The sequence below is a fragment of the Mesorhizobium sp. B2-3-11 genome, from assembly GCF_006442215.1.
GTDB lineage: Bacteria > Pseudomonadota > Alphaproteobacteria > Rhizobiales > Rhizobiaceae > Mesorhizobium > Mesorhizobium salmacidum.
In genome coordinates this window covers 559,272-581,046 of the sequence record NZ_VFVS01000001.1, presented here as the reverse complement: position 1 = coordinate 581,046, position 21,775 = coordinate 559,272, and the positions used below count along the sequence as shown (strand labels likewise).

At 62.3% G+C, this 21,775-nt stretch carries 19 protein-coding genes and 1 pseudogene; 12 read left to right on the top strand and 8 right to left on the bottom strand.

Going from position 1 to position 21,775, the window contains the following annotated elements:
* Window positions 1–54: 54 nt before the first annotated feature.
* Together FJ960_RS03085 and FJ960_RS03080 are read right to left on the bottom strand one after the other, a co-directional pair.
* Window positions 55–601: pseudogene (locus FJ960_RS03085) on the bottom strand (DUF924 family protein).
* Window positions 602–617: 16 nt separating this feature from the next.
* Window positions 618–2,453 carry a monovalent cation:proton antiporter-2 (CPA2) family protein gene (locus tag FJ960_RS03080; RefSeq protein WP_140711764.1) on the bottom strand — a complete coding sequence of 612 codons (1,836 nt, stop codon included), beginning with the start codon at window positions 2,451–2,453 and terminating at the stop codon, window positions 618–620.
* A gap of 160 nt (window positions 2,454–2,613) precedes the next feature.
* On the opposite strand from FJ960_RS03080, the gene FJ960_RS03075 reads away from it, so the two are divergent.
* From FJ960_RS03075 to FJ960_RS03065, 3 genes are all read left to right on the top strand, one after another.
* On the top strand, window positions 2,614–3,603 hold the full coding sequence (locus FJ960_RS03075) for an AraC family transcriptional regulator (protein WP_140711762.1): 990 nt from the start codon (window positions 2,614–2,616) through the stop codon (window positions 3,601–3,603).
* A 59-nt stretch (window positions 3,604–3,662) separates the two neighbouring features.
* Window positions 3,663–4,862, top strand: a complete 1,200-nt coding sequence (locus FJ960_RS03070) for an MFS transporter (protein ID WP_140711760.1) — start codon at window positions 3,663–3,665, stop codon at window positions 4,860–4,862.
* A 179-nt stretch (window positions 4,863–5,041) separates the two neighbouring features.
* Complete coding sequence (locus tag FJ960_RS03065) at window positions 5,042–5,308, top strand: hypothetical protein (protein ID WP_140503685.1); 267 nt, start codon at window positions 5,042–5,044, stop codon at window positions 5,306–5,308.
* A gap of 106 nt (window positions 5,309–5,414) precedes the next feature.
* Here FJ960_RS03065 and FJ960_RS03060 read toward each other — a convergent pair whose 3' ends face one another.
* The 4 genes from FJ960_RS03060 to FJ960_RS03045 all read right to left on the bottom strand — a co-directional run bounded on the left by FJ960_RS03060 (window position 5,415) and on the right by FJ960_RS03045 (window position 9,230).
* Entirely contained in the window at window positions 5,415–5,966 is a 552-nt protein-coding gene (locus FJ960_RS03060; RefSeq protein WP_140711758.1) for a hypothetical protein, read from the bottom strand.
* A gap of 123 nt (window positions 5,967–6,089) precedes the next feature.
* On the bottom strand, window positions 6,090–7,175 hold the full coding sequence (locus FJ960_RS03055; RefSeq protein WP_140503689.1) for a TIGR01620 family protein: 1,086 nt from the start codon (window positions 7,173–7,175) through the stop codon (window positions 6,090–6,092).
* Window positions 7,172–8,650 carry a YcjX family protein gene (locus FJ960_RS03050; protein WP_140711756.1) on the bottom strand — a complete coding sequence of 493 codons (1,479 nt, stop codon included), beginning with the start codon at window positions 8,648–8,650 and terminating at the stop codon, window positions 7,172–7,174. Before FJ960_RS03050 ends, FJ960_RS03055 begins: the two co-directional genes overlap by 4 nt.
* A gap of 76 nt (window positions 8,651–8,726) precedes the next feature.
* Entirely contained in the window at window positions 8,727–9,230 is a 504-nt protein-coding gene (locus tag FJ960_RS03045) for a histidine phosphatase family protein (protein ID WP_027144925.1), read from the bottom strand.
* A gap of 276 nt (window positions 9,231–9,506) precedes the next feature.
* Here FJ960_RS03045 and dksA point away from each other — a divergent pair, with 276 nt between their 5' ends.
* The gene (gene dksA / locus FJ960_RS03040) at window positions 9,507–9,923 is read left to right on the top strand and encodes an RNA polymerase-binding protein DksA (protein WP_027144926.1); all 417 of its coding nucleotides are present in this window, start codon (window positions 9,507–9,509) and stop codon (window positions 9,921–9,923) included.
* A gap of 116 nt (window positions 9,924–10,039) precedes the next feature.
* Here the strand turns inward: dksA and FJ960_RS03035 are convergent, their stop codons facing one another.
* Window positions 10,040–10,777: a flagellar biosynthetic protein FliO gene (locus FJ960_RS03035; RefSeq protein ID WP_140711754.1), complete on the bottom strand. Its 738-nt coding sequence runs from the start codon at window positions 10,775–10,777 to the stop codon at window positions 10,040–10,042.
* A gap of 329 nt (window positions 10,778–11,106) precedes the next feature.
* On the opposite strand from FJ960_RS03035, the gene FJ960_RS03030 reads away from it, so the two are divergent.
* Window positions 11,107–13,683 carry an ATP-binding protein gene (locus FJ960_RS03030; protein WP_140503694.1) on the top strand — a complete coding sequence of 859 codons (2,577 nt, stop codon included), beginning with the start codon at window positions 11,107–11,109 and terminating at the stop codon, window positions 13,681–13,683.
* 305 nt (window positions 13,684–13,988) lie between these two features.
* Window positions 13,989–14,702: a DeoD-type purine-nucleoside phosphorylase gene (locus FJ960_RS03025; protein ID WP_140711752.1), complete on the top strand. Its 714-nt coding sequence runs from the start codon at window positions 13,989–13,991 to the stop codon at window positions 14,700–14,702.
* A gap of 84 nt (window positions 14,703–14,786) precedes the next feature.
* Here FJ960_RS03025 and FJ960_RS03020 read toward each other — a convergent pair whose 3' ends face one another.
* The gene (locus FJ960_RS03020; RefSeq protein ID WP_140503696.1) at window positions 14,787–15,194 is read right to left on the bottom strand and encodes a hypothetical protein; all 408 of its coding nucleotides are present in this window, start codon (window positions 15,192–15,194) and stop codon (window positions 14,787–14,789) included.
* Window positions 15,195–15,537: 343 nt separating this feature from the next.
* On the opposite strand from FJ960_RS03020, the gene urtA reads away from it, so the two are divergent.
* The 6 genes from urtA (at window position 15,538) to FJ960_RS02990 (ending at window position 21,739) form a co-directional block, all read left to right on the top strand.
* Window positions 15,538–16,815: an urea ABC transporter substrate-binding protein gene (gene urtA / locus FJ960_RS03015; RefSeq protein WP_246672598.1), complete on the top strand. Its 1,278-nt coding sequence runs from the start codon at window positions 15,538–15,540 to the stop codon at window positions 16,813–16,815.
* Between the two features lie 120 nt (window positions 16,816–16,935).
* On the top strand, window positions 16,936–18,552 hold the full coding sequence (urtB, locus tag FJ960_RS03010; protein WP_140503700.1) for an urea ABC transporter permease subunit UrtB: 1,617 nt from the start codon (window positions 16,936–16,938) through the stop codon (window positions 18,550–18,552).
* Window positions 18,549–19,784 (top strand): urea ABC transporter permease subunit UrtC, encoded by a 1,236-nt coding sequence (gene urtC, locus FJ960_RS03005; RefSeq protein WP_140711750.1) that lies wholly within the window; start codon window positions 18,549–18,551, stop codon window positions 19,782–19,784. Before urtB ends, urtC begins: the two co-directional genes overlap by 4 nt.
* A gap of 6 nt (window positions 19,785–19,790) precedes the next feature.
* Entirely contained in the window at window positions 19,791–20,537 is a 747-nt protein-coding gene (gene urtD, locus FJ960_RS03000) for an urea ABC transporter ATP-binding protein UrtD (protein WP_140711748.1), read from the top strand.
* 69 nt (window positions 20,538–20,606) lie between these two features.
* Window positions 20,607–21,302: an urea ABC transporter ATP-binding subunit UrtE gene (gene urtE, locus FJ960_RS02995; protein ID WP_140711746.1), complete on the top strand. Its 696-nt coding sequence runs from the start codon at window positions 20,607–20,609 to the stop codon at window positions 21,300–21,302.
* A gap of 260 nt (window positions 21,303–21,562) precedes the next feature.
* On the top strand, window positions 21,563–21,739 hold the full coding sequence (locus FJ960_RS02990) for a hypothetical protein (protein ID WP_084636783.1): 177 nt from the start codon (window positions 21,563–21,565) through the stop codon (window positions 21,737–21,739).
* Window positions 21,740–21,775 lie beyond the last annotated feature (36 nt).

Here is a 21,775-nt window from a genome sequence, read left to right as displayed (position 1 = left end):
GTTAGAGCGGTTCGGCGATTCCAACAATCACTGAACCGCTCTAGACCGGCGGTATCAGCCGGAGAAACCACCGTCATCCAGGAACGCTTTTTCCTCAGCAGTCGTCTCGCGGCCGAGCATTCTGTTGCGGTGCGGGAAACGGCCGAAGCGCTGGATGATGTCACGATGTTCCAGCGCGTATTTCAGATTGAACTCGGCCCTGGCGGTGTGAAGTTCGACGGACAGTTCCTGGTCGGCAAGGTTTTTCCGAATGTTCGAACGGCAAATAGAGGAACACTCGGACCTCCGGTTCCAGCACGATATCATGGCCGGCAGCGACCGCCTTTTGCGCAAAATGCTTCGCCAACGGGTCGGTGGCATACATATGGCCGGTGCCGCGAAAGCAATTGCGCGGAAACTGATCGAGCAGGATCATCAGCGCCAGCGAGCCTTCGGCATATCCTGACCAGTCGTCGTATTCACGGCGCGCGGCGGCGTAATGGAGGTTGAGGAAGCCGTCGCGGAAATCGGCATCGAAAGCGTTGTTCTTCTCGAACCACGCATCCTCGCCGGCGTCGCGCCAGAATTTGGTGACCGACAGGGCTCTGCTGTCCAGTTCCATTGCCTGATTCCCCAATTCAATTCGCCGGTTCGGATTTATGCAGGACGCCGGCCGTTTCCTCGTTGAGCGCCTGACCGGGACGGCGGGGCGTGGAAAGCGGGGCCGGGATCGGCGTGCCGATATTGCCTTTCAGGAAACGCTGTCCCGAGCGGATGCCTTCGGCGAGCTGGGTCTCGAACCGGGCCGTGTCGCGGCGCCTGACGTCCTCGATCGTTTCGGCGACGTCTTCGGGATCGACGCCCAGCGCCTCGAGGGTCGAGCCACCAAAGACGAGCGCCGATTCGAAGGTTTCGCGCAGCTGATAGTCGACGCCGGCGCGAATGAGTTGCAGTGCCGTGCCGCGGTCGAACGCACGTGCCAGCACCGTAAGCAAGGGAAACTCCGCCTTGACGAGTTCGGCGATCCGGATGGCGGCGTCGGGCTTGTCGACACAGATGAGCACGGCCCGCGCGCGGCCGGCCCCGGCCGCGTGCAGGATGTCCAGCCGCGTGCCGTCGCCATAATAGACCTTGAAGCCGAAATCGGCGGCCGCCTGGATCATTTCGACATCGTTGTCGATGATCGAGACGTCGATGCCGCGCAAGAGCAGGGGTTGGCTCGCGATCTGGCCGAAGCGGCCGAAGCCGATGACCAGCACGCTGCCGGTCAGGCCGTCGGCGACTTCGACGCCATCCAGCGACTGCTCGTCGCGCGGCGTGAAATAGCGCAAGGCAACGATCGCCAGCGGCGTCAGCACCATGGAGATGATGACGATCGCCGTCAGCGTCGCGTTTGCCTGGCCATCGATGATACCCACGGCGGCGGCCGCGGAATAGAGCACGAAAGCGAATTCACCGCCTTGCGCCATGAAGATCGCGCGTTCCAGCGCCTCGCGGTGGCCTGATTTCAGAATGCGGGCGACGATGTAGATGCCGAAAGCCTTCATCACCATGTAGGCGACGACATAGGTGGCGATCAGCTTCCAGTTCGCGGCCACCACATGCAGATCGAGCGACATGCCGACCGCAAGGAAGAACAGGCCGAGCAGGATGCCGCGGAACGGCTCGATGTCGGCTTCGAGTTGATGGCGGAAGGTCGATTCCGAGAGCAGCACGCCGGCCAGGAACGCGCCCATCGCCATCGACAGGCCGCTGAGCTGCATGGCGAGCGCCGACCCGAGTACGACCAGAAGAGCCGCGGCCGTCATCACTTCGCGCGCACGGGCATCCGCCAGGATGCGGAAGAAGGGGTTGAGCAGGTAGCGTCCCGCCACCACCAGTCCCACGATCGCGGCGATGCCGATGCCGACCTCGGTCAGCCGCTCCGACAGGCTGGTATCGGCACCGCCGGGCGCCAGGAAAGCGATCAGGGCGAGCAGAGGCACGATCGCCAGATCCTCCAGCAGCAGGATGGAAACGATGCGTTGGCCCTTGGGCGAGGCGATTTCGCCGCGTTCCTCAAGAAGCTGCATGACAATGGCCGTCGAGGTCAGCACGAAACCGGCGCCGGCGACGAAGGATTGCGCGATCGGAAACCCTCCGGCCATGCCGACACCGGTCAGCAGCACGGCGCATACCCCGACTTGAAGCGCGCCAAGCCCAAAGATCTCGCGGCGCAGGCCCCAGAGCCGCGACGGCTGCATTTCCAGGCCGATGATGAACAGGAACATGACGACGCCGAGTTCGGCGACGTGGAGGATGGCTCCCGATTCAGAAAAGACACCGATGCCGAATGGGCCGATCACCACGCCGGCGGCCAGGTAACCGAGAATCGAACCGAGACCCATGCGCTTGAAGATCGGGACGGCCACCACACCCGCCGCCAGCAGCGCCACCACCTGAATGAGATCGCTGCCTGATGCGTCCGCTGCCATGCCTCTTGTCCCTGTGTCCGACATCACTCCTTGCATGCAGTTGGAGGGGGAGGCAAGGGCGGGGAGCCTGCCAGGACGGGTAGGTGCCGTTGAAGCGATTCCCCTGGTGGAACAACGGTCTCCGCTTGCCTGTCGGACGACTGGTATCTACATAAGCCCAATGCTTGACTATTCGTCCCGGCCGAGTCCCCCGCCTCACATCCCGATGGATGCGCTCAGCGAAGTTCTACAGGACTTTCGCTTGAGTGGAGTCAATTATGGCCGCTGCGAGCTCCGACATCCTTGGAGCATAGAATTTCCGCAACAATCGCTGCTTCGTTTTCACTTTGTTGGTCAGGGTCCATGCTGGATTTATACCGAAGCGCAAGGCTGGCAGGAGTTGCGCGATGGCGATCTGGTGCTGCTGCCGCAAGGTATCGCCCATCGGCTGGCGAGTGCGCCGGACGTCGTGGGCGACTCGCTCGAGCGTTGCCAGGTGACCAAGTTGGGGGGCAACGTCTGCGAAGTGGTGCGGGAAGGCACAGGCGCGACAAGCACCCTTTTCTGCGGCTCCATGGCCTTGAGTGCCTGTGCGCTAAACCCGCTAATTACGTTGATGCCGCCCATCATCAGGGGTTGCGACGTGGCCGGCAATGACCCGATCGTTGGTCCTTTGCTGGCGGCTATGACCGCGGAAGCCGCGCAACCGCAGATGGGCAGCGCCACCATCTTGTCTCGTATGGCGGACTTGCTGACAGCCCGGCTCATTCGCTGCTGGGTCAATTGCACGGGGGCTTCGACCACCGGATGGCTCGCGGCCATCCGCGACCCCCATATTGGCCGCGCTCTGGCAGCCATGCACAGAGACCCCGGCCATAACTGGACGCTCGAAAGCCTCGCCGGCCTGGCAGGCCAATCTCGCTCGATTTTCGCGAAGCGCTTCAGTGCCGTATTGGGAGAAGGCGCGGCACGCTATCTCGCCCGTCTGCGCATGCAGCTTGCCCGCGATTTGTTGGGGCAAAACGGCTTGTCGGTGGCCGAGGTTGCTACCCGCTTGGGCTATGATTCCGAGGCATCCTTCGCTCGCGCCTTCAAGCGCATCACTAATGTCTCGCCGGGCGTTGTGCGTCGCACAATTCCCGGACGAATAGACATGAATTTCGGATTTTGAGATACATATCATCCGAAAAGACTTGTTTATGAAGATCTCCAAACTTTGGAGATCCTTCCGTGACTGACACAACATTACAGCTTGAAGACGCGGCGATAGACGCCGCGCCGACCACGTGGAGCGCAACCACATGGTTCGCGGTCCTTTCGTTGGCGGCCACCAGCTTTGCGTTGGTGTCCGCCGAATTCCTCCCGGCAGGTCTATTGACGCCGATGGCGCGCGATCTCGGCATCAGCGAGGGGACGGCTGGGCAGGTGGTCACCGCCACCGCTTCCGTCGGCGCCGTGACGGCCATGTTGAGCAATGTCCTCATCGGCCGATTGAACCGCAAGACGGTGCTTGTCGGCCTCATGGCCTTGGCGGTCGGTTCCAACATTCTTGCGGCGCTGGCGCCCAATTTCTGGCTGTTATTGTTGGGCCGGGCCGGGCTGGGGATCGCTCTCAGCGCTTTCTGGGCCCTTTCGGTAGCCGTCGTGGCGAGGCTGGTTGGCGCCAATGCGACGGGGCGGGGCATGGCTATCGTCACCCTCGGCGTCTCGCTCGCAACAATCGCCGCACCGTCGATGGGCGCGTTGATCAGCGACTGGCTGGGTTGGCGCAGCGCCATGGCCATGACGGCGGGGTTGGCCTTGCTTGCCATGCTGCTGCAGTTACTCAGCCTGCCGACCTTGCCTGCAACGGCAAGCAATAGTCTTGCAGACGTCCTTCGGCTGACACGGCGACGTGGCATTCAACTCGGTATGCTTGCTATCCTTTTGCTGATGACGGGGCATTTTGCCGGCTCGGTCTATGTACGTCCGTTTCTCGAACACGTGACGCTCCTTGCGACCGGGCCAATTGCCCTGGCGTTGCTCGGATTTGGCATCGCGGCTGTGATCGGCAATATTGCCGGTGGCCGCATGGCCGACGCCAATATCCACGTGGCTCTCGTGGTTACGGCCGCATTGATGGCGTTCGCGGCGCTGGCATTGGTGCTTTGGGGCGTGCACATCGGCGTTGCCTTTGGCTTCGCCACGCTATGGGGCTTCGCCTTCGGCATGGCGCCGGTGGTGCTGCCGACCAATCTGTCTCGCGCGGCGCCGGACGCGCTGGAAGCAGCGGGCAGCCTGATGGTCGCGTCCTTTCAGGTCGCCATCACCATCGGCGCGGTTGTCGGCGGTTATGTTGTGGATACTTATGGCCCGACAGCGCCTTTGACTGCGACTGCCATCCTTGCCGCATCGACGGCCGTCTTGGCACTGCTACAACCGCGCAGCTGAACTTTGCCGCCAGCGACACAGTAGCCTGAATCCGGTCGTTGGCAATGTTGCAGGCGCGTTACACAAGTTGACGTCGGTAACGCGTTGCTTGTTGCCGCAGTCGAAGGCTAAGCACGCTCGGCTTCGGCCATTGGGGGTGCGCGGCGATCATGTCCCACCCTTTTGAGGAGATGACTGACATGAAGAAGTTTTTGCTCGTTGCCGTCGGGCTGGCGGTGCTTGCCGGTTCCGCCTGTTCGAAGGCGCCGGAATGCACGACCGAGATGGCGACCAAGAAGGCGCAGGACATGGCCGCCGCGCTGCAGGAGGCGATCACCAAGGATCCCTCCAAGGCGGCTGACCTGACCGCCAAGGTCCAGGCGGTGACGACCAAATATCAGGGCTCTACGACCCTGGCCGACGCCTGCAAGGCGTATGACGAGGTGACCGCCGCGATCAAGGGCTGACGCCCGACTGTTTCAAAGGAGGCGGTGGCGATGGGCTGCCGCCTCTTTGGTTTTTTTTGGGGTGTATTCGAGCAATTCCAGGAAAGTGTGAAGCGATTTTCGTCGCTCAGTTCGGCGAGATGGAGCCGACTTCGACGGCATCGACCCGCTTAAGACTCATGCCGATGACCGGCACCAACTGGTCCTGAACGCGCACGGCGATCGTCACCGTCATCGAATTGTCGTCGGGAATGCGTGCCTGCATGACGCCGCGCAGTTGGTTGCGGTTGATGGTGAAGACGACCTTGCGGGCGTCGACGACATTGCCGCCGATGATATCGAGGCCGGCACCGGCCGCGCCACCCATGAAGGAACCCTTGTAGTCGCGGCCCTTGCGCTCGATCTTGGCCGACATCGGCTGGGTGAACATGCCGACCCGGCAACCGCCGTCAAGCGTCATGCCCATCTTGCCGTCGGGGGTGGCGCCGGTGAAGCTGCAGTTGAATTTCGTGCCCTTGTACTTGCCGGCGACGATCTCGCCGGGGCCGATCCACTTGCCTTCGGCCGACTGGAAAAACTGCTTGTCCGGCTCTCCGGCGCAGGCCCCGGAGGCAATACCGGCGACCGCTGCGATCGCCGCCGCCAGGGGCAGGATGCTGGACAGAATTACGCTTTTCATCGACGACACCCGGCAACAACGAGACTGTTTGAAACCGGTTTGACCATGAAGAAGATTGGTTAATGCTTCGTCACCGGGAGCCTTCGAAACCGCAATCCGAGCACCGTCCCAAAGAGCTGGACGCTATTTGGCGGAGCCGGCTGTTTCGGCGTCTTTCTTGGTCGCGAACGATGTCAGGGCGGCGAGAAAATCGCCCAGTCCCGGGCGCTTGGCGGCGCTGAAGGGCAGGGGGCGCGCCGTCTCCATCGCCGCGATGCCGATGCGCGCCGTCATCATGCCGTTGACGACGCCCTCGCCGAGCTTTGCCGAGAGGCGCGCCGCCAGGCCGTGGCCGACGATCTGTTGGACAAAGCTGTCGCCGATGGCAATCGAGCCGGTGACCGCCAGATGCGCCAGCACACTGCGCGCCAGATGGAAGAAACCCAGCGTTCCGGGCCGTCCGCCATAGAGTTCCGACAGCCGGCGGATGAGGCGCCCGGCCTCGAAGACGACATAGGCGACATCGACGAGCGCGCGCGGGCTCACCGCCGTCACCAATGAGACCCGCTTGGCGGCCTCGAGAATCATCACCTTGGCCCTGACATCGAGGGGACCGAGGATTTCCGCTTCCGCCAGGCGCACCAGATTGGCGCCGTCGATGATCTCGCCGCGCAATTCGGCCAGCGCGCGCCGGCCAGCCGCGGTCTCGGGTTTGGCCGCGACAAAGGCCGACAGTTCATCGACCACCGCGCGTGCCGCCTTCGGATCGTCACGCGCGATGGCATTGAGCGCGCGCTTCTGCAGCTTTTCGACCTCGGCGAGGCGGGCGATCGCCAGGAATTCGCGGATCAGGATCACCAGAAGCGCCAGCAGCGCAATCGCCGCCATGCCGGCGGCCAGCCAGCCCAGCCATTCGGCGCGGGCAAAGAGATCGTGTATCAACTGGTCGGTCCACAGGCCGACAGCCAGCGAAACCAGCACGCCGAAGGCGCCGAAAAAGATGCTGCCGAGAACCGAGCGCCTTCTGGGGGCGACCGCCGGCGGTGGCTCGGCGGCAACAATGTCCGGTTCGTCGAAAACGTCGACCTCCGCCGGGATGACCAGCGCCACATCGGCCTTCATCGGGCGCGGTTTGCGCGGCGGTTCGGCCTGGCGCGCTTGCGGCGCGTCTTGTTTCGGCGCGGCTTCCGGCTCGATACGGAATGCCGCCGGTTTGCGGGGCGCGGTCATGCCAGATGGTCTCCGATCAGGAACTGCAAGGCGCGGTCGAGCCTGATATGCGGCAGCGACAGCGTGACACCTTCGGCAGTGCGTTCGAGTTTCGGCGGACGGAACCGGACGAAGCGGATTGCCGGGTCCGTGGGGTCCTGCCTGTGGTCCGACCCCGAAAGGTCGAAAACAGCATCAATGTTTTCCGGTAAATCACCAGGAAATATAGCTGTTTCCGTCTTTCCATCGAATGTTTCGCCATTGATCTTCTCGCCGGCGATCGGCGTGCCGATGATAACAGGCAATGTCTCGCGGCCCTGCTTTACGGTACCCTCGCGGGTTGCGCGCACCGCCGCCATGGCGACCACGTCGACATCGGCGCCGGTGAAATTCGCCCGCGCCACGGCGCGGTCAGCCAGGCGCCGCACGATGGCCTGCAGCCGCTCATGACTTTCGTGGTGCAGATGATCGGCCTTGGTCGCAGCGACCAGGATGCGGTCGATACGCCGGGAGAAAAGGTCGGTGAGGAAGCTGCCCCGGCCAGGACGGAAACAGCTCAGGATCTCGGTGACGGCGCGCTCCAGGTCGGCCATGGCACCAGGCCCGGCGTTCAGCGCCTGCATGGCGTCGATGAGCACGATCTGGCGGTCCAGACGCGTGATATGCTCGCGGAAGAACGGTTTGACGACATGCGTCTTGTAGGCCTCGTAGCGCCGTTCCATCATTGCGTGCAGCGAGCCGTTGCGCGCGCGCCTGTCTCCGAGGCCTGCCAGCGGCGCGAAGGTCAGTGCGGGAGAGCCTTCGAGGTCGCCGGGCATCAGGAAACGTCCGGGCGGCAGGGTCGAAAGCGCCCGCTCGTCGAGCTTGCATGCCTTGAGATAGGCGGCGAAGCTATCAGCTAGCCGGCGTGCCGTCATTTCGTCGGCGTCGGCATTCGGGTCGATTTCCGCCGAGATCGCTCGCCAGGCCCGCGAAAGGTCCTCGCGCACTGGCAGCGTGGCCATTTCGAGGGCTTCGCGCGAAAAATCGGCGAAGGATTTGCCGAGCAGCGGCAGGTCGAGCAGCCATTCGCCGGGGTAATCGACAATGTCGACCGACAGTTTGCCTGACGAAAACATGCGGTTCCAGCCGGAGGCCGATTCATATTCGATCGTCAGCCGCAGTTCCGAAATGGCGCGGGTCGAGTCCGGCCAGACGCGATCGTTGACCAGAGCGGCGATGTGGTCCTCGTACTGAAAACGCGGCACGGCATCGTCGGGCTGCTGTTCGAGGAAGGCGCGCGCGATCCGCCCCGATTTTTGCGCCTCGAAGAGCGGCAGGCGTCCGCCGTGGATCAGATTGAAGACGAAGGCCGAGATGAAGACGGTCTTGCCCGCGCGGGAGAGACCCGTGACACCCAGACGCAGCGATGGAGAAAAAAGTCCGGTGGCACGTCCCGACAAAGTGTCGAGGGCAATTCTTGCCTCGTCGGTGAAGGTGGTCAGCGATGATGCCAAAATGTGCTCTCTCGGACTTGCGTCCGTCCGATATAGGCGCTGGAACCAGGCTTTGAAATGGTGCTGGAAATCGGCATCAGAGATCGGCAGGTGTCAGGAACGCTTCGAGATAACCCGCTCCCTGGGCCGCTTTCGCCAGATTGCCGGGGAAACGGACGACGGCGAGACCCGAGGTCGGAAAGCCATGATTGAGCATTGCCCGCTCCGTCTCGCCACCATCGCCCGAAACCGCCATGGCGAGATCCTCAGTCATCGGGTTGTGGCCTATGACCAGCAATGACCCGGGTCCGCCATGATCCCGGACGAGCCGGAGATAGCCGGCCGCGTCTTCGCTGTAGAGCGTGTCGAAAAACAGCACCTTGCCTGTGTCGGTCTGGCCGGCCAGTCCCTCGAGCGTTTCCCTGGCGCGTTTGGCGTTGGAGCACAGCGTCAGGTCCGGAACATAGGAGCGGGATCGCATCGCGGTCCCCATCTTTTCGGCATCGGCGCGGCCGGATGCGTCGAGTGGACGATCGAAATCACGCATGCCTGGCAAGGCCCAGCCGGCCTTGGCGTGTCGCAACAGATAAAGCCTGCTCACACAACCTCCAATGACGCCCGAAAAGCCGAAGTCCTGCCGCGATTAGCCACGAGAAAAGCTTCGCGCACAATGGTGCGCGTTCTTCGGCACGGGAAATCACTTGCAGGGCCATCGACGAGCATCGTCGTACTTTCGCCATCAAAACAGATTTATCCCGCTCCGGCGAAGGCCGGAGACACACTTTAACAATTGCGTGAGTCGGCGGTTGATTGCGCTTGTGCAGGCGTCTGGCGGCGAATATATAAGCGCCAAATTTGGGGCTGTTGGGTGAGTCGAATGAACGACATCGTTACCGCCGATTACGTACCCTCCGAAGACGAGCCGTTCATGAACGAACGGCAGAAATCCTACTTCCGCTCGAAGCTCGTCACCTGGAAAAATGACATCTTGCGCGAAGCGCGCGAAACACTCGAAATCCTGCAGCAGGAAAACGCCAACCATCCCGACCTCGCCGACCGCGCCTCTTCGGAAACCGACCGCGCCATCGAGCTCAGGGCCCGTGACCGTCAGCGAAAGCTCATCTCAAAGATCGATTCGGCGCTGCAGCGCATCGACGAAGGCACTTATGGCTATTGCGAGGAGACCGGTGAGCCGATCGCGTTGAAGCGGCTCGACGCGCGCCCGATCGCTACCTTGTCGATCGAAGCGCAGGAGCGGCATGAGCGCCGTGAAAAAGTCTATCGCGACGACTGATAGATCGCCTCTGCATTGATTGCCAAATGGCCGGTTCTCCGGCCATTTTTGTTCGACGTCGGCGCGCGCTTGAACGTCGACTGGTTCAACTCACTGGCAGGCGGCCCGGGCGCAAATCATCTCTTCTGGCTCGAGAGTTCGCCCAAAAGCCTGGTCATTTCATCGTCGAGCGACGGCGGCGCCTTGGCTGCCGGTTTGTCGGCCGGCCCGCCGGACTGGGGCTGGTCTAGCGAAACTTCGAGTTCCTTCATCAGCGTGTCGTCGATGCTGTCCTGCCTCGGCGGCGGCGGTGGCGCGTGCCTGACGGCATTGGCGTTGGCGGAGCCATAGGCAGGCAGCGGCGTGACATTGGTCGACTGATAGGGTTGCGCCGCTGGTTTCGGTGTGGGAGCCGGGGCCGGTGGCGGCGCTGCCGGGCGCTGGCGGGCGGGTCCTGCCACCGGCTGTGGAGCGGGTGCTTGTCTGGGAGGCGCGGGAGCGGGCTGCGGCGGCCGCGGCTTCGCGGCCGCCGGGACAGGCTGCAGGCCGCCATCTCCGGTCAACGCAGGACGACGCGGCGCGGCGAGGCGGATGTCGCGTTCGACAACAACGTCGGTCGGGCCGCCGATCAGGAGCAGATGTTCGATGTCGTCGCGTCGCACCAGCACCAGTCGGCGATGGCTGTCGACGGCGGTGGCGTCCATGACAGCGAGCCGCGTCTTGCGGTTGCGGCCCCCCGCGACAAACGTGCCGAAGGTCAGGTTGCGCACGAGCCTGACGATCATGAGAACGATGACCAGCAGGATCAGCGCCGCGAAGGTCCACAGGAGTGCCGCCGCATAACCGGGACCCGCTACGCTATCCAGCCACTGCATTGGTTTCCCCTGATCGGTTTTGGAAAGTGACGCGACACTAGACCGTTGCGACTGGCCACCGCAAGTTGCCTTTCACTCATCGTGAACAGCTTGAAACACAGGGAAGGCCGGCCGACATCATTTTTATCTGACATTTGCCGCCCGGGCCTTTTCCGGACTAGGAGAATGTGATTCAACCGGCTAAAGCGCGTCGCGCTGAAGCAGATTCATGCGACGCGCTTTAGGTCCTTGTTTTTTATGCATGTCGTTTTCGCGAAACCGAAGTCACTTTTGGGCGACATGCATTAGGGGCGGGTGTCGGAAACTCGGATTTCACGAGCAGGGGGCATATGGCCAAGGAAGCGCGCGGCGATTTCTATCCGGTACCGATCGTCGACCAGAATACGCGACCGGGCGCGGTCACCCGGCTTATCATCTTCATCGTCGTTCTGACGGGAGCGGCAATCGTCTTCGGCCTTTTCCGGGAGCGCCTCGGCGATCCATTCCTGCTCGGCATGCTCGGCGTGCTGGCGATGATCGGCGTCGGCTTCCTGTTCGCGACCGCGATCGGCTTCGTGCAGATCACACCGCGCTCGACGGGCGACGAACTGTCCAAGGCTTTTGTCGACTCGATGTCACAGGGCCTGCTGGTCACGGACACCAAAGGCCGCGTCGTCTACGCCAACCGGGCCTATGCCGATATGACCGGGGCCTCCTCGGCCGCAGACCTGAAGACGGTCGAAGGATTGCTCTCCGATATCCCCGAAGCCTCGGTGACCATCTACCGGCTGGCGTCCGGCCTGCGTGACGGGCAGCCGGGCGACGGCGAGTTCCGGCTCGCGCAATCGATCCGGCCCGGCGCTGAACCGGGCGCCCGCTGGTATCGGGCACGCGCCCGCACGTTCAGCGTCCCGGGCCAGCGGCTGCCGATGCTGGCCTGGCAGCTCGCCGATATTTCGCAGGAGCGGGCCGAGCAGGAGCGTTTCTTCCTCGATCTGCAGAAGGCCATCGATCACCTCGACCACGCACCGGCCGGTTTCTTTTCGGCCGACCAGGACGGCCGCGTCACCTATATCAACGCCACGCTCGCCGGATGGCTGGGCATCGACCTTGCCAGCTTCACGCCCGGCGCCGTCACTTTGCCAGATATCGTTGCCGGCGACGGCATGGCGCTGGTGCGCTCCGTCAAGGCGGATCCCGGCACGACGCGCAATGCGGTCATCGATCTCGACTTGACGACGATGACCGGCGAGGCGCTGCCGGTACGCTTCATGCATCGCGTTTCGGCCAGCCGGGAGGGCGTCGGCGGCCCAACACGCACCATCGTGCTCAACCGCACGCAAGGCGAGGATGCCTCGGCCGATCTGCGCGCTTCGGAAGTGCGCTTCACCCGCTTCTTCAATTCGACACCGATGGCGATCGCCGGTGTCGATGCCAGCGGGCGCATCCTGCGCACCAATGCACCTTTTCTTTCGCTGTTTTCCTCGGTCGTCGACCGCGATGCCGTGGATCGCCGCGTGCGGCTCGACACCGTGATCCATGACCGCGACCGGCCGGCCTTTGCAGCCGCGTTCGAGAAAGCCCGGCAGCGGCAGGCCGACATCGAACCGATCGACACCGTGCTGCCCGGCAATGAAGAGCGGCACATCCGTTTCTACGTCAACGCCGTTGCCGACGGCACCGGCGGCGAAGGAGCCGAGGAATCGGCCATCGTCTACGCCGTCGAGACGACCGAGCAGAAGGCGCTCGAAGGGCAGATGGCGCAAAGCCAGAAGATGCAGGCCGTCGGCCAGCTCGCCGGTGGCATCGCACACGACTTCAACAATGTGCTGACCGCCATCATCATGGCATCGGATCTGCTGTTGACCAATCACCGGCCGTCGGATCCGTCCTTCCCAGACATCATGAACATCAAGCAGAACGCCAATCGCGCGGCCTCCCTGGTGAGACAGTTGCTGGCCTTCTCGCGCAAGCAGACGCTGCGGCCGGAAGTGCTGAACCTCACCGACGTACTCGCCGATCTCAGGATGCTGCTTGCCCGGCTGGTCGGCAACGACATCAAGCTCAAGGTCGACCACGGCCGCGACCTGTGGCCGGTCAAGGTCGATATCGGCCAGTTCGAGCAAGTGGTGGTTAACCTGGCGGTCAACGCGCGCGACGCGATGCCGACCGGCGGCGATCTCACGGTGCGCACCCGCAACGTGACCGCCGAGGAGTGCAAGAACTTTGCCTATCGCGAACTCACCGCGGCCGACTATGTGGTGGTCGAAGTCGAGGATACCGGCAGCGGCATCGCGCCCGACGTGCTGAAGAAGATCTTCGAGCCGTTCTTCACCACCAAGGAGGTCGGCAAGGGCACGGGCCTTGGCCTGTCCATGGTTTACGGCATCATCAAGCAGACCGGCGGCTTCATTTTCTGTGATTCCGAACTCGGCAAGGGGTCGACTTTCCGCATCTTCCTGCCACGTCACATCGCTGAAGCGAAAAACGCAGCTGAACCCGGCGAAGCGCCGGCCACGGCGCCGGCCAAACCGGTCGACAATGCCAAGGACCTGTCCGGGTCGGCCACGGTGCTGCTGGTCGAAGACGAGGACGCGGTTCGCATGGGTGGCATGCGGGCACTGACCTCGCGCGGCTACACCGTTCACGAGGCGTCCTCGGGCGTCGAGGCGCTGGAAGTGTTCGAAGCGCTCGGCGGCAAGGTCGATATCGTCGTTTCCGACGTGGTGATGCCGGAAATGGACGGGCCGACGCTGCTCGGTGAATTGCGCAAACGCCAGCCGGACATCAAGTTCGTCTTCGTCTCCGGCTATGCCGAGGACGCATTCGCCAGGAATCTGCCGGCGGAGGCGCATTTCGGCTTCCTGCCAAAGCCGTTCTCGCTCAAGCAACTGGCCACGATCGTGAAGGATGTGCTTGAATCCTAGTGTTCGGACCTGACGGAAGAGTGCCTGTCGCGGGCCGGACCGGTATTCGCCGGAGGGAATATCCAACAAGCCTCAAGCGCGGCGCCTTCAAAAGCATCGTCGATCTCCAAACCGCCATCAACCGCTACGTGGTGTCGGGGCCATTCTTCTAAACTCGGGACCCGCGAAATCATTGCAGCGGTCAGACGTGGGCACCAAGTGTTAGATTCTATCCACTAGGTATTTCTGATGCCGCGCCCTTGCACAACGCCGTAACAACGCCATGATTATTGACAATATGGCAGGCGGGCTTGGGGGAGCAGCTGTTGACGCCACACATCGAGGCAGACAAGGGCGACTACGCCGACACGGTTTTGTTGCCGGGCGACCCGCAGCGCGCGGAGTGGATGGCGCAGACTTTCCTGGACGCGCCGCGCTGCGTCAATCGTCGACGCGGCGCTCTTGGTTTTACCGGCCTGTTTCGCGGCAAGCCCGTTAGCATTCAGGCGACGGGTATCGGTGTTTCGTCGTTCCTGATCTATGCGCATGAATTGCTTGACTATTATGGTGCCCGAACACTGATCCGTACCGGCACCTGCGGTACCCTGAGCGCCGAGGCAAAGCTGCGCAGCCTTGTGATCTCGCAATCGGCACGGGCTGAAGACACCGAGAGCGGTAGGGTCTTTGGTCTTTACGAAGCTGATGTCGGCCCGGATCCGGCGCTGCTCGCTTGCGCATTGGCTAAGGCAACCGAACTCGGCATCGACCACCACGCCGGCCTGACAGCCTGCACCGACATATTCTACCATCCTGAAGCGCCCGCCCGCTATGCCGATGCAAAGGCGCTCGGAGCGCTGGCCGTAGACATGGAAACCAGCGCGCTCTATCGCATCTCGGCGCATTTCGGCGCGAGGGCATTGTCGCTGCTGACCGTCGTCGACAATCTTATCACAGGCGAACAGGCCGACTATTCCGAACGCCAGGAGCTTTTCACCGACATGAGCCGCCTGGCGCTCGAAATTGCCACGCAAGGGCGCTAGGCGGCCTCGCGCTTCAGCACCTCCGCCATGGATGGCCGGTGGCCGCGAAGACGTGCAGACCGCTGGGCCAATGGCGGCGAGGGCCTACTGGTTGCCTCCACGGGTGCAGGTCGAGGCTGTGAAGGCGCCATCAGGCTGCTTCATGATGATGTCGAAGGAGGGCGGGCTCTGGCCGTCGAGCGTTGCCTGGGTCATCGAGAGCGCGTTGCCGCCAGTGGTGTAGCCGCCCAGCGGGCCCAGCCACGAGATCACACCGTTTGCGTCCATCTGGTAATTGTAAGCCTGTTTGGCGGTACCGAAAGTGACGGGCCCCGTGTAGACATTTCCCTTGATGGTGATGTCGCCGAGATTGAGGAACAGGCCGAGCAGGTAGACTTCGCAGTGATAGGTGCCATCGGGCATCTTGCCGTCGCTGAAGTCGGCCCGCGCCGCTGCGGTTGCCGCCGCCAGAGACAATATGCCGATGAATATGCGTGAGATGCCCGATGTCATGATGCCGTCCGCTTGAACGACAAGCTTGCCCTATTTTTGCGCCGCGCCGCAACATTTGTTGCCCACGATGCGTGTGCTGCGGCCAAAATATAGGCATTTGGAGAAAATGGGCTAAAATTAGGCAAACGCGCTCTACACTGCGCAATTTTCCCTCAGTCAATTTTCAACCGGCTCTCTTCCATCTGTTCATTCTAATATAACAACCCTCTGATTATGTGTGATATTTCCCCATTTCCGGCATACCTTCAGCGGTTGGCATGGGGGTTGCATTGCATTGTCGCGGTGCAATCAACCAGCTTGGGAGTCTTCCGTAATGAGGGGTAATTTCTCGACAATAGCAAAAATGTTCACGGCGAGCGTGGTTGCCGCCGGTCTGATGGCCGCTCCGGCCAGGGCTGCCGACGACACGATCAAGGTCGGCATTCTCCATTCGCTGTCGGGCACGATGGCGATCTCGGAAACGACGCTGAAGGACGCCATGCTGATGCTCATCGACGAGCAGAACGCCAAGGGCGGCCTGCTCGGCAAGAAGCTCGAAGCTGTCGTGGTCGATCCGGCATCCAACTGGCCCCTCTTCGCCGAAAAGGCGCGCGAGCTCATCTCGAAGGATAAGGTCGCGGCGGTGTTTGGCTGCTGGACCTCGGTGTCGCGCAAATCGGTGCTGCCAGTATTCTCGGAACTGGACAATATCCTGTTCTATCCCGTCCAGTATGAGGGCGAGGAGAGCGAACGCAACGTGTTCTACACGGGTGCCGCGCCGAACCAGCAGGCGATTCCAGCTGTCGACTACCTGATGAGCGAGGATGGCGGCTCGGTGAAGCGCTGGGTGCTCGAAGGAACCGACTACGTCTATCCACGCACCACCAACAAGATCCTCGAAGCCTACCTGAAGTCGAAGGGCGTCGCTGCCGAAGACATCATGGTCAACTATACGCCGTTCGGCTTCGCCGACTGGCAGACCGAGGTTTCGGCGATCAAGAAGTTCGGCTCGGCCGGTAAGAAGACGGCCGTTGTCTCGACCGTCAATGGCGACGCCAACGTGCCATTCTACAAGGAACTCGGTAACCAGGGCATCAAGGCCGAGGACATCCCGGTCATGGCCTTCTCGGTCGGCGAGGAAGAGCTGGCCGGTCTCGACACCGCACCCCTGGTCGGCCATCTTGCCGCCTGGAACTACTTCGAGAGCATCGATACGCCCGAGAACAAGAAGTTCATCGCCGACTGGCACAAGTTCATCAAGAACGACAAGCGCACCACCAACGATCCGATGGAAGCCCATTATATCGGCTTCAACATGTGGGTGAAGGCGGTCGAGAAGGCCGGCACCACCGATCCGGACAAGGTGATCGACGCGATGGTCGGCGTTTCGGTGCCCAACCTTACCGGTGGCTATGCGACGATGATGCCGAACCACCACATCACCAAGCCGGTGCTGATCGGCGAAATCCAGGCCGACGGCCAGTTCGAAACGGTTTCGCGCACACCGGGCCTGGTGATGGGCGACGAATGGTCGGACTATCTGCCGGACTCCAAGGAGCTGATCTCCGATTGGCGCAAGCCTCTGTCCTGCGGCAACTTCAACGTTGCCACGGGCAAGTGCGGCGGCAAGGGCACAAACTGATCCTCCCAGGTCTGCCGGGCTGGGCCCTCAGGCCCATGCCCAAGACCGCGCGCGTCCGGGCCGTTTTTCCTCCACAGTCCGGACGCCTAATTTCAAGCCTCCAAGGGTCCACAAAAGCCGATGACCTTGATCCGCACGATTGGCCTGACGCTGTTGTGCCTGCTGGCGATGCTGTCGTCGTCGGGGGCAGGCGAAGCCGATCTGCGCGCCACCATCGCCAAGTTCGCTACTGCCAAGGGTTTTTCGGACATCGGAGCAGTGGTGCATGAACTAACCGCCACAGGCGATCCAACGGTCGAAAGGCCGCTCTCGGCACTCGCCGACGGCAACCTCTATATCCGCAAGGCCGATTCCCTGGTTTTCGTCGGCAAGGAAGCCGGCGAAAGCATCCAGCTTTTCGACCCGCTCGGCAGCGACGCATCAGGCGAGGCTGCCAAGGACGACGTCACCAAGATCAAGGTCAACAACACGCTGCGTCGCGTCATCCGCGACGCGCTGGGCACGTTGACGCTTGGCGCCAAGGATTCGGCCGCACGACTGGCCGCGGCCGACACTATGTTCAAAACGCCCGATGCCTCGAACATAGAGCCACTCGACACGGCGATCGCCAAAGAGACCGTGGCTGGCGTCAAGGCCCTGCTCGAACAGGCTCGTGCGGCCTCGGTGCTTGTGTCCGATAGGCCTGAGGCTGACAAACTCGCCGCAGTCGCCTTGATCGGTACGCGTGGTGACCGCGATGCGGTTTCGCTGCTCACCTCGGTCGAAGCCAGTGCGTCGGGCGCGGTCAAGGACGCGGCGACGGCGGCGATCGCCAGCATCAATTCGACGCTGGCCTTGTGGGATGCCGGCCAGAACATCTGGTACGGGATTTCGCTGGGTTCGGTCCTGCTGCTGGCCGCGATCGGGCTTGCCATCACCTTCGGTGTCATGGGTGTCATCAACATGGCGCATGGCGAGATGGTGATGCTTGGCGCCTACACGACCTTCGTCGTCCAGCAGGTGATCCGGACATCCTTTCCCGGATTGTTCGACTGGTCGCTGGTGATCGCGCTGCCGCTTGCCTTCCTGGTCGCGGCGTTCGTCGGTCTCATCATCGAGCGCGGTGTGATCCGCTTCCTCTACGGGCGGCCGCTGGAGACGCTGCTGGCGACCTGGGGCGTCTCGCTTATCCTGCAGCAGGCGGTGCGCTCGATCTTCGGGCCGACCAACCAGGAGGTCGGCAATCCGTCCTGGATGTCCGGCTCCTTCGACATCGGGCAACTGGCCATCACCTGGAACCGTCTGTGGATTCTGGTGTTCGCGCTCACGGTGTTCGGCATGTTGCTCTACGTCATGAAGCGCACGCCATGGGGCCTGCAGATGCGCGCCGTCACCGCCAACCGGCGCATGGCCGCCTCGATGGGAATCAGGACGCCGTGGGTCGACGCTTTGACTTTCGCGCTAGGATCGGGAATTGCCGGCATTGCCGGCGTCGCGCTCAGCCAGATCGACAATGTCTCGCCCAATCTCGGCCGCGGCTACATCATCGACAGCTTCATGGTCGTCGTCTTCGGCGGTGTCGGCAATCTCTGGGGTACGCTGGTCGGCGCCTTTTCGCTCGGCATCGTCAACAAGGTTCTCGAGCCTTATGCCGGCGCCGTCCTCGGAAAGATTGTCGTGCTGGTGCTGATCATCCTGTTCATCCAGAAGCGCCCGCGCGGCCTGTTCGCGCTCAAGGGCAGGGCGGTGGAAGCATGATGTCAGGACGCTTCTTCGCCGCGGGTGCCGACCGCCGCATTGCCATCACCATTTTCGTCCTGCTGGCGGTGGCCGTCACCGTGCCGCTGCTCAACCTGGCCGTCTCGCCGACCAGCGCTTTCTACGTGCCGTCCTACATCGTGGCGCTGACCGGCAAATATCTCTGCTACGCGCTGCTGGCGCTCTCGCTCGACCTGGTCTGGGGCTATTGCGGCATCCTTTCGCTCGGCCACGGCGCCTTCTTCGCGCTCGGCGGCTATGCGATGGGGATGTATCTGATGCGTCAAATCGGCTCGCGCGGCGTCTACGGCAATCCGATCCTGCCCGATTTCATGGTGTTCCTGAACTACAAGGAGCTGCCCTGGTTCTGGACCGGCTTCGACCATTTCTGGTTCGCCGGCCTCATGGTCCTGGCAGTGCCCGGTCTGCTTGCCTTCATCTTCGGCTGGTTCGCCTTCCGAAGCCGTGTCACCGGCGTCTACCTCTCGATCATCACTCAGGCGATGACCTATGCGCTGCTGCTCGCCTTCTTTCGCAATGACATGGGTTTCGGCGGCAACAACGGCCTGACCGATTTCAAGGATATTCTCGGCTTCAACGTGCAAGCCGATGCGACCCGTTCGGCACTGTTCGCGGCCAGCGCCATCATGCTCGCACTCGCCGTCTTCATCACCTGGGCGATCGTCGGCTCCAAATACGGCAAGCTCCTGATGGCCGTGCGCGACGCTGAAAGCCGCACGCGCTTCCTCGGCTGGCGGGCGGAGAACGTAAAACTGTTTGCCTTCACCGTCTCGGCCGTCATGGCCGGCATTGCCGGCGCGCTCTATGTGCCGCAGGTAGGCATCATCAATCCCGGCGAGTTCGAGCCGTCCAATTCGATCGAGGTCGTAATCTGGGCGGCCGTCGGCGGGCGCGGCACAATTGTCGGGCCGATCATCGGCGCGCTGCTGGTCAATGCCGGGAAATCCTGGTTCACCGGCGTGCTGCCGGAATTCTGGTTGTTCGCGCTCGGCGGCCTGTTCGTCGCCGTCACCTTGCTCTTGCCCAAGGGCATCATCGGCATGTGGGACAGTTGGCGCGGCAATGCCAGGGCGTTGCGCGGGGCTTCCCTCGCTGAAGAAGTCGGCACCGAGGTTGGGATCGCATCCGCGACGTCGAAGCCCGCTCGCTCGCCGGCGCGAAATCCGGGCGAATGGTCCTGGTCCGACCCCGAACCGCAGCCGGCGGAGTAAGCGACAATGAGCAAATCCAACACCATCCTCTATCTCGACGGCGTCTCGGTCTCCTTCGACGGCTTTCGCGCCATCAACAATCTGTCGCTGGTGCTCGACAAGGGCGAGATGCGCGCCATCATCGGCCCCAACGGCGCCGGAAAGACGACGATGATGGACATCGTCACCGGCAAGACGAGGCCGGATGAAGGCGAAGTGTTCTTCGACGGCCAGGTGGACCTCACCAGGCATGACGAAGCCGAGATCGCCATGATGGGCATCGGCCGCAAATTCCAGAAGCCGACCGTCTTCGAAAGCCACACGATCGAAGAAAACCTGATGCTGGCGCTGAAGGGGCCGCGTTCGATTTTCCCGGCGCTGTTCCACCGCCAATCGGCCGCCGAGGCACGGCAGATCGATGACATCCTTGGTATCATTCGGTTAGGCGACAAGCGCCGCGAGCTCGCCGCCAATCTCAGCCACGGCCAGAAGCAGTGGCTCGAGATCGGCATGCTGCTGGCGCAAGACCCGAAACTGCTTCTGGTCGACGAGCCGGTCGCCGGCATGACCGATGCCGAAACCGAGGAAACCGCACTGCTGCTCAGGGATATCGCCCGCGACCACTCGGTCATTGTCGTCGAGCACGACATGCATTTCGTGCGCGAGCTCGGCGTGAAGGTCACCTGCCTGCATGAAGGCTCGGTGCTCTCGGAAGGGACGCTCGATTTCGTCTCGGCCGACGAGCGCGTCGTCGAAGTCTATCTGGGGAGATGAACATGGTCTGGCGGGTGCAATTCCATCACTTCGACATGTCGTTTCTTCGCTTCTGGAGAAGGCGCTGACATGCTCGAAGTTTCCAATGCCACGCTCCATTACGGCGCCGCCCAGGCGCTGCGCGGCGTGTCGCTGAAGGCGGGTGCGGGCAAGATCACGTGCGTGCTCGGCCGCAACGGCGTCGGCAAGACAAGTTTGATGAGATCGATCGTCGGCCATCACCGGCTGACGAGCGGAAGTGTTGCCTTCGAGGGGAAGGCGCTCGACCGGAGCGCGGCGTATGACCGCGCCCGGTCGGGCATCGCATTCGTGCCGCAGGGCAGGGAGATCTTTCCGCTGCTCAGCGTGCGGGAAAATCTCGAATCCGGTTTCGCGCCCTTGAGGCGCGCCGACCGCAACGTGCCGGCCCACGTCTTCGAACTGTTTCCGGTGCTGAAGCAGATGCTTGGCCGTCGTGGTGGCGATCTTTCCGGCGGTCAACAGCAGCAGTTGGCCATCGGCAGGGCGCTGGTGATGCGGCCGAAGCTGCTAGTGCTCGACGAGCCGACCGAAGGCATCCAGCCCTCTGTTATCAAGGATATCGGCCGCGCCATACACTACCTGCGCGATCAAGCCGGCATCGCGGTACTTCTGGTCGAACAGTATCTGGACTTCTGCCGAGAACTCGCCGACGAGGTCAACATCATGGACCGCGGCCAGATCGTCCACACCGGCCCAGCGGAAGATTTGGACCGGGCTGATGTTCGCAAATTCCTTACGGTCTAGAATCGGCGCTGAACTCCATTTGAAGATTTGAAGTCCTTGGCAAGTCCAATATTTCTTCCGTCCTCATCTGCGTCTCTGGCACACGCAATATCGCATGCTAGTCTTTTCCAGGCTTTGTGAGTCGGCCGCTTCCGTATCAGTCTGGTATCGCGGATCGAGGCGCGGCGAAGGTTCTGCAAGTTCCACGCAAGCAAGGCTTCCTAGCTTCCCGATCTGATTGTCGTTCAAACGCGTTTGGGCACACAGGCTAAGGGACAGCCATGGAACGTTACGTCGAGGACTACCAGAAGCGGCGGCTTACCGAACGCGTCGACATCATCGCCGCCATCAACATCCTGAGGTCACAGGGCTGCGATTACGACGATCTGATCGAGGAGATCACCAAGGTCTTCTATGTCGACCTCGATGCCTTCAATGAAATCGTCATGGCGGCCTAAGGGCAGCCTTCGCTATCCAACAATCACAGCCTCACC